This is a genomic window from Methylobacterium sp. WL103, from assembly GCF_008039885.1.
Lineage (GTDB): Bacteria > Pseudomonadota > Alphaproteobacteria > Rhizobiales > Beijerinckiaceae > Methylobacterium > Methylobacterium cerastii.
Genome location: NZ_VRUX01000184.1, coordinates 1 through 7,336, shown reverse-complemented (window position 1 = coordinate 7,336; position 7,336 = coordinate 1). Strand labels below are relative to the sequence as shown.

The 7,336-nt window shown below is 70.3% G+C and carries 3 protein-coding genes and 1 pseudogene; all 4 read right to left on the bottom strand.

The features are described from left to right. Positions 1-2,770, bottom strand: a 2,770-nt coding sequence (locus FV222_RS12855; protein ID WP_147814537.1) for a bifunctional transaldolase/phosoglucose isomerase, incomplete at its 3' end; no start/stop codon positions are given. 162 nt (positions 2,771-2,932) lie between these two features. Beyond that, positions 2,933-5,026 (bottom strand): transketolase, encoded by a 2,094-nt coding sequence (tkt, locus tag FV222_RS12850; protein ID WP_147814535.1) that lies wholly within the window; start codon positions 5,024-5,026, stop codon positions 2,933-2,935. A gap of 22 nt (positions 5,027-5,048) precedes the next feature. Then, on the bottom strand, positions 5,049-6,926 hold the full coding sequence (locus FV222_RS12845; protein ID WP_147814533.1) for a glycoside hydrolase family 15 protein: 1,878 nt from the start codon (positions 6,924-6,926) through the stop codon (positions 5,049-5,051). Positions 6,927-7,103: 177 nt separating this feature from the next. Next, positions 7,104-7,336: pseudogene (locus FV222_RS29605) on the bottom strand (hypothetical protein); the annotation flags it as partial.

Here is a 7,336-nt window from a genome sequence, read left to right as displayed (position 1 = left end):
GCGCCCGGCGGCCGCGCTCGGCGAGGACCGACAGGTCGCCGCGCGCCTGCGCCGCGACCACGGTGCCGAAGCCGAGCTTGCGCCCCGGGATCGCGAGGTCCTCGGCGGGGTCGGCGGTGATCTGCACGAACACGCCGGTGTCGGGGCCGCCCTTGTAGGCCTGGCCCGTCGAGTGGAGGAAGCGCGGCCCGAATTCCAGGCAGGTCGCCACGTGCCGCGCGTCGCGGATCGCCAAGCGGGCCTGCTGCAGGACGGCGTGGTTCGCCTCGTTCCGCGGCACGTAGGCGAGGAGCGCCAGGTAGTCGCCGGCCTTGAGCCGGGCGACCTGCGCCTTCAGCCCGGCCTCCAGCCCGTCGGCCGCCTCCGGCAGCGCGCCGGAATTGGCCGGGTCGGCGTAGAGGGCGATGGTCTCGTCCTCGAACACCGGCGTCTCGGGCGGCAGCGCTCCGCTCGCCTCAGCGGCCTCGAACAGCTTCTTCGTCTCGATCTTGCTCGCCTCGACGTCGGGCTGGTCGAACGGGTTGATGCCGAGTAGCGCGCCGGCCACCGCGGTCGCCATCTCGAAGCGGAAGAACTCCTGCGGCAGCTGCTCCACCGTGTCGAGGGTGATGCGCACCACCGGATGGCCCTCGCGCTCCAGGCCGCGCAGGGTCTCGTCCTGGCGCTCGTCGGCATGGCCGTCGAGGCGCAGGTAGACGAAGAGGCGGTCGTGGCCGTAGGCGGCCGGCACGTCCACCGGCTCGCCGTCGATCGGGATCAGGCCCTTGCCCTGCTTGCCGGTCGACTCCGCGATCAGCTGCTCGGCCCAACCGCCGAAGCTGGCGATCCCCGGGGAGGCGACGATCGTCACCTTGTCGCGACCCCCCAGACCAGCGGTGCCCATCGCGGCGCCCAGCAGCACGCCGGGGTTCTCGGTCGGCGGCACCGCCGGGCCGCAGGAGCGGACCATGATCCGCGCCCGCTCCAGGAAGTCCGTCACGTCGATGCCGACGCAGGCCGCCGGCACCAGCCCGAAGGCCGAGAGCACGGAGTAGCGCCCGCCGATCTGCGGCACGCCGTAGAAGATCTGCCGGAAGCCGTCGGCCTTGGCCGCCTTCTCCATCGCCGAGCCGGGATCGGTGACGGCGAGGAAGTGCTCGCCCGCCCGCTCGCCGACGACCGCCTTCATCCGCGCCAGGAAGTAGTCGCGAAACACGTTCGGCTCCAAGGTCGAGCCGGACTTCGAGGCGACGACGAACAGCGTGCGCGGCAGGTCGAGGGTGGCCTCGAGCGCGCGGACCTCGTCGGGATTGGTGGAATCGAGGATCGAGAGCTTCGGGAACCCGTCGCGGTTGCCGTAGGTCAGGCCGAGCACTTCGGGGCCGAGGCTCGACCCGCCCATGCCGAGCACGACGACGTCGGCGAAGCCCTGCCCCTGAACCCAGGCCGAGAGCGCGGCGTAATCCTGTGCCTTCTCCAGCTCGTCCTCGACGATGCGGAGCCAGCCGAGCCACCGATCCTCGTCGGCGCCCGACCAGACCGTGGTGTCGTGCGCCCACAGGCGGCGGATCGCACCGCTCGCGCGCCAGGCCTCGACCGCCTTGCCGGTCTCGGCGGCCAGCGCGTCGCCGAGCTTCAGGCTCTGGACGTTCAGGCGATGGCCGAGCAGCGCCACGCGCTTGCCGGCGACCGCGCCGAGCAGCTTGTCGGCGGCGTCGACGAAGAGCTGCACGCCCTCCTCGACCAGCTGCTTGGCCATCGCGTCGATGTCGATGCCGGCCTCAGCCAGGCGCGCCATCACGGCTTCCGCCCCGGCCACGTCCTCCTCGATCGCGTTGCGCACCGCGCCATGGTCGCGGAACGCGTCCATCGTGGCCGGCGGCATGGTGTTGACGGTGTTCGGGCCGATCAGCTCCTCGACGTAGAGCACGTCGCGGTAGGCCTTGTTCTTGGTGCCCGTGGAGGCCCAGAGCAGCCGCTGCGCCTTGGCGCCCTTCTCGGCCAGCGCCGTCCACTTGCTGTCCGCGAACACCGCCTTGTAGCGCTGGTAGGCGAGCTTGGCGTTGGCGATCGCGACCTTGCCCTTGAGGGCTTCGATGGCGGCCTTCCGCTCGGGGTCGGCTTCCGCCGCGGCCTTCTCGTCGAGCAGCTTGTCGGCCAGCACGTCGATGCGGCTGATGAAGAAGCTCGCCACGCTCGCGATCCGCGAGACGTCGCCGCCGTTCCTCGCGCGCTCCGCGAGGCCGTCGACGAAGGCGCGGGCGACCTTCTCGTACTCGCCCTGCGAGAACAGCAGGGTGACGTTGATCGAGATGCCTTCCGCCGTGAGCTGGCGGATCGCCGGGATGCCCTCCGGGGTCGCGGGCACCTTCACCATCAGGTTGTCGCGCGCCACGGCCTTGTGGAGCCTGCGAGCCTCCTCCAGCGTGTCCTCGGTCTGCAGGGCGAGGTAGGGCGAGACCTCGAGGCTGACGTAGCCGTCTGCGCCGTCGGACGCCTCGTAGACCGGGCGCAGCACGTCGGCCGCCGCCTGGATGTCGGCGATGGCCAAGCCCTCGTAGAGGTCGATGACGCGGCTGTCGCCCTGCTCCATCACGCTCTTGAGGCTGGCATCGTACTCGTCGGAATGGCCGATGGCCTTCTCGAAGATCGAGGGGTTGGAGGTCACGCCGCGCAGGCCGTCGTTCTCGACCAGCGCCTTGAGCTCGCCCTTGGCGACGAAGCCGCGGGCGACGAAGTCGAGCCAGACCGCCTGATCCTGTTCGGCGTGCAGGGCCTTGAGCGCGTTCATGTCGATGCCTCGCAAAGTCGTCGGTCTCGGTTCGTCGTGTCGTCGACCCCCCGCTCGGGAGATCAACCCGCGGACCCAGGCCTTGGCTCCGGCGTGGAGCGCAGGCCTGGGTCGCGATGCCCAGGACTCGTGCTTGTACGCGTGCGTGTACGCGTGCCTGTCTCAGTGCTTGGCGTTGTGATCGTTCTTGTGCTTGGCGATCTGGTCTCGCGCCGCCAGCAGCACCTTCTCCGGCGTGAACCCGAACTTGGCCTGCAGGTCCTTGATCGGCGCCGAGGAGCCGAAGGTGTGCATCCCGATGATCGTGCCGGCCGAGCCCGCATAGCGGTCCCAGCCGATCACCGAGCCCTGCTCGACGGCGACGCGGGCCAGCACGGCCGGCGGCAGCACGCTCTCGCGATAGGCCTCGTCCTGGCGCTCGAACAGGTCCCAGGACGGCATCGAGACGACGCGCGCCGCCACGCCCTCGGCCTTCAGGCTCTCGTAGGCCTGGAGGCAGAGCTGCACCTCGGAGCCGGAGCCGATCAGGATCACCTCCGGCGTCGCGTCGCCGCCCGCGAGCACGTAGCCGCCCTTGGCGACGCCCGACGCGCTGGCGAAGGTCGTGCGGTCGATGGTCGGCAGCGGCTGGCGCGAGAGGGCGAGCACCGCCGGCTGGTTCCGCAGCGAGAAGATCACGCGGTAGGCTTCCGCGACCTCGTTGGCGTCGGCGGGGCGCAGGGTCACGAGGCCGGGGATGCAGCGCAGGCTCAGGAGCTGCTCCACCGGCTGGTGGGTCGGCCCGTCCTCGCCGACGCCGATGGAGTCGTGCGTGAAGATGTGGAAGACCGGCAACTCCATCAAAGAAGCCAGCCGCACCGCCGGGCGCATGTAGTCGACGAAGACCAGGAAGGTCGCGCCGTAGGCCCTGAGGCCCGAGAGCCCGAGCCCGTTCACGATCGAGCCCATTGCGTGCTCGCGCACGCCGAAGTGGATGTTGCGGCCGCCCGGCTCGAACGGGGTGAGCGAGCCCGCCCCCTCGAAGGTGAGGTTCGACTTGTTCGAGGGCGCCAGATCCGCCGAGCCGCCGAGCATGAACGGCACGTGCTGGGCGATGGCGTTCAACACCTTTCCGGAGGATTCGCGGGTCGCGAGCCCCTTGGCGTCGGGCTCGAACACCGGGATGTCCCGGTCCCAGCCCTCGGGCAGGCGGCCCTCGAAGAAGGCGTCGAGGGTCTCGGCGTGCTCGGGGTCGGCGTCCTTGGCGGCCGTCAGGAAGCCCTGCCACTGGTCGTAGAGCTCGGCGCCGCGCTTGCCGATGTTGTCGGAAAAGTTCTGCTGCACGCCGTCGGGCACCAGGAACTGCGCGTCCTCCGGCCAGCCGTAGGCGCGCTTGGCGCCCTTGGCCTCGTCCTCGCCGAGCGCGTCCGAGTGGGCCTTCGACGTGTTGTGCTTCTTCGGCGCGCCGAAGCCGATGATCGAGTTGACGATGATGATCGTCGGCCGGTCGCTCGACTGCAGGAAGGTCTCGATCGCACCCGAGATCGAATGCACGTCGTTGGCGTCGGCGACGCGCAGCACCTGCCAGCCGTAGGCGAGGAACCGGGTCGCGACCTCTTCGCCGAAGGCCAGTTCGGTGTGGCCCTCGATGGTGATGGTGTTGTTGTCGTAGATCCAGCACAAGTTCGACAAGCGCAGGTGCCCGGCGATCGAGGCGGCCTCGGAGGCGACGCCCTCCATCAGGTCGCCGTCCGAGCAGATCGCGTAGACGTTGTAGTCGAACAGCGGCAGCTCGGGCCGGTTCAGGTGCTCACCGAGGTAGCGGCCGCCCATCGCCATGCCGACGGAGTTCGCCACGCCCTGGCCGAGGGGCCCTGTGGTGGTCTCGACGCCGGTGGTGAAGTGGTATTCCGGGTGGCCCGGCGTGCGGCTATCGAGCTGGCGAAACTTCTTGATGTCCTCGAGCGTCACGGCCGGCGCGTTGCCGCCGTCCTTTTCCGCCACGCCTGCAAGGTGCAGCAGCGCGTAGAGTAGCATCGAGGCGTGTCCGCAGGACAGAACGAAGCGGTCGCGGTTGGGCCAGTGGGGATGCGCCGGGTCGTAGCGGAGATATCGGTTCCACAGGGTGTAGGCCACCGGCGCCAGCGCCATCGGCGCGCCGGCGTGTCCCGAATTGGCCTTCTGCACCGCATCGATCGCCAACGTGCGGATGGTGTCGATCGAGAGCTTGTCGATCTCGGAAAGCGCCGTCTTGGGCGCGGTGTCAGCTCCGCTCATGGTGTCGTCTTTCCCGTTGTCGTCACTGCGGCGCGAGACCGCTCGCGACCGCGTGCGGTTGGTGCACGCGCAAATCGCGGCCGGCGGGCGCGTCCGAATCGTCCGCGCCGCCCCGCTCCTTCGCAGGCCCTTCGGCCCGGCTGTAATTGAGGATGGTGTTCACGAGCGCAACATGCGTGAACGCCTGCGGGAAGTTGCCGACCAGCCGCCGGGCCTTCCCGTCATACTCCTCGGAGACGAGGCCGAGGTCGTTGCAGATGCCGATCAGGCGCTCGATCAGGGCGCGGGCCTCCGCGCGGCGGCCGAGGCCGATCAGGTTGTCCGCATACCAGAAGGTGCAGGGCAGGAATGCGCCCTCGTTGCCGGGCAGGCCGTCCGTGGTCTGGCCCCGCGTGTCGTAGCGCAGGATGAAGCCGTCGCGCATCAGGTCTCGGCCGATCGCCTCGACGGTGCCGGCCACGCGGGGGTCGTCCTGGGGCAGGAAGCCCATATGGGCGATCAGCAGCAGACTCGCGTCGAGCTTCTTCGAGCCGTAATATTGCACGAAGCTGTTCAACTCCGGATCGAAGCCCTTCTCGCAGACCTCCGCATGGATCTGGTCGCGGATCGCCTTCCAGCGCGCGACCGGCGCGTCGGGGGCGTCGGCTTGTCCCGTATGGCTGCGGATCGCGCGGTCGAAGGCGACCCAGGCCATGACCTTCGAGTGGACGAAGTGCTTGCGCCCGCCGCGCACCTCCCAGATGCCCTCGTCCGGCTCGCTCCAGACCTTCTCCAGGTGGGCGATGATGGCGAGGCCCACGCGCCAGCCGTCCTTGTCGGTCGGCATGCCGCGCATCCGCGCCTGGTAGAGCGCGTCGAACAATTCGCCGTAGACGTCGAGCTGGAACTGCGAGACCGCGGCGTTGCCGACCCGGACCGGCTTCGAGCCCTCGTAGCCGGGCAGCCAGTCGAGCTCGATCTCGGGCAGCAGCCGCTCGCCGGCGATGCCGTAGAGGATGTGCGCCTGCTCCGGGTTGCCGGCCACCGCGCGCTGCAGCCAGTCGCGCCAGGCGCGGGCCTCGTCGAGGAAGCCGCCATCCATCAGCGCGAGGAGAGTGAAGGTCGAGTCGCGCAGCCAGCAGAAGCGGTAGTCCCAGTTGCGCACGCCGCCAAGGTCCTCCGGCAGCGACGTCGTCGGCGCGGCCACGATCCCGCCCGTCGGCATGTAGATCAGCGCCTTCAGCGTCAGCAGCGAGCGCTTCAGCATCGCGTCCCAGGGCGTGCCGCTGGCGCAGCGGTCGGACCAGTCCCGCCAGAACCGGTCGGTGGCGGCGAGCACCTTGCACGGCTCGATCGGCGCCGGGTCGTCCTCGTGGCTCGCGCCGTAGCTCAAGGTGAAGGCGACCGCCTCGCCGGCATGCACCGTGAACTCGGAGACCGTGGTCTGCCCATGCCCACGCAGAGGCGCCTTGGTACGCAGGACCGCCTTGTGCGGCCCCGAGATCGCGCGGAGGTCGCCAAGCTCGTTGTGCGAGACCCAGGGGACCGCCGAGCCGTAATCGAAGCGCATCGCGAGATCCATGCGCATCGCCACGCGGCCGTGCAGGCCCTCGACCAGGCGGATCAGGTGCGACCCGTCGCCGACGGGCATGTAGTCGACGACACGCACCTCGCCCTCGCGGGTCTTGTGGTGGGTCTCCAGCACGAGGCTGCCCTCGCGGTAGGCCCAGCGGGTCTCGACGTGGGCGGCCTGCGGCGCGAGGCGCCAGAACCCGTGCTCCTCGGTGCCGAGGAGGGCGGCGAACAGGGCGGAGGCGTCGAAGCGCGGCCAGCACAGCCAGTCGACGCTGCCCTGCCGGCTAATCAGCGCGGCGGTGCGGCCGTCGCCGATCAGCGCGTAGTCCTCGATGCGTGCGGCCATGAAGCGGATCCGTCGCGGCCGGCGACGGGCGCCGTCCGATGCACTGCACCTAGTTCGGCAAAGCGATGCGGTCCAGGGCGCGACGGGGAAAACGGACGCCGCCCAAGACGCTAATCACGGCGCCCGTCACGGTGCGCACGCGGCCGGACGGCCGCAGCGCAGCATGGCGGAAAGCCCTCAGTCCAAACGGTCGACCAGGACCGAAACCGAGCTGCCGAGTGCGGAGGCGCCGGTGCGCAGGTAGGCGGCGGCGTCCCCGACCGCGCGCACGGCCGGGGCGAAGGGCAGGGCGAGGTCCGGCAGCAGGCCGTCGCGCACCTGCGCCTCGGCCTCGACGGGTGAGGGCCGGACGATTTCGGAGAACGGGTCGGGCCGGCGCGGCGGCCCCTCGGCGCAGCGCGGTCCGGAGC

Coding starts and splice junctions, on each gene's coding strand:
- tkt (WP_147814535.1), bottom strand. CDS start 5,026: ATGAGCGGAGCTGACACCGCGCCCAAGACGGCGCTTTCCGAGATCGAC.
- FV222_RS12845 (WP_147814533.1), bottom strand. CDS start 6,926: ATGGCCGCACGCATCGAGGACTACGCGCTGATCGGCGACGGCCGCACC.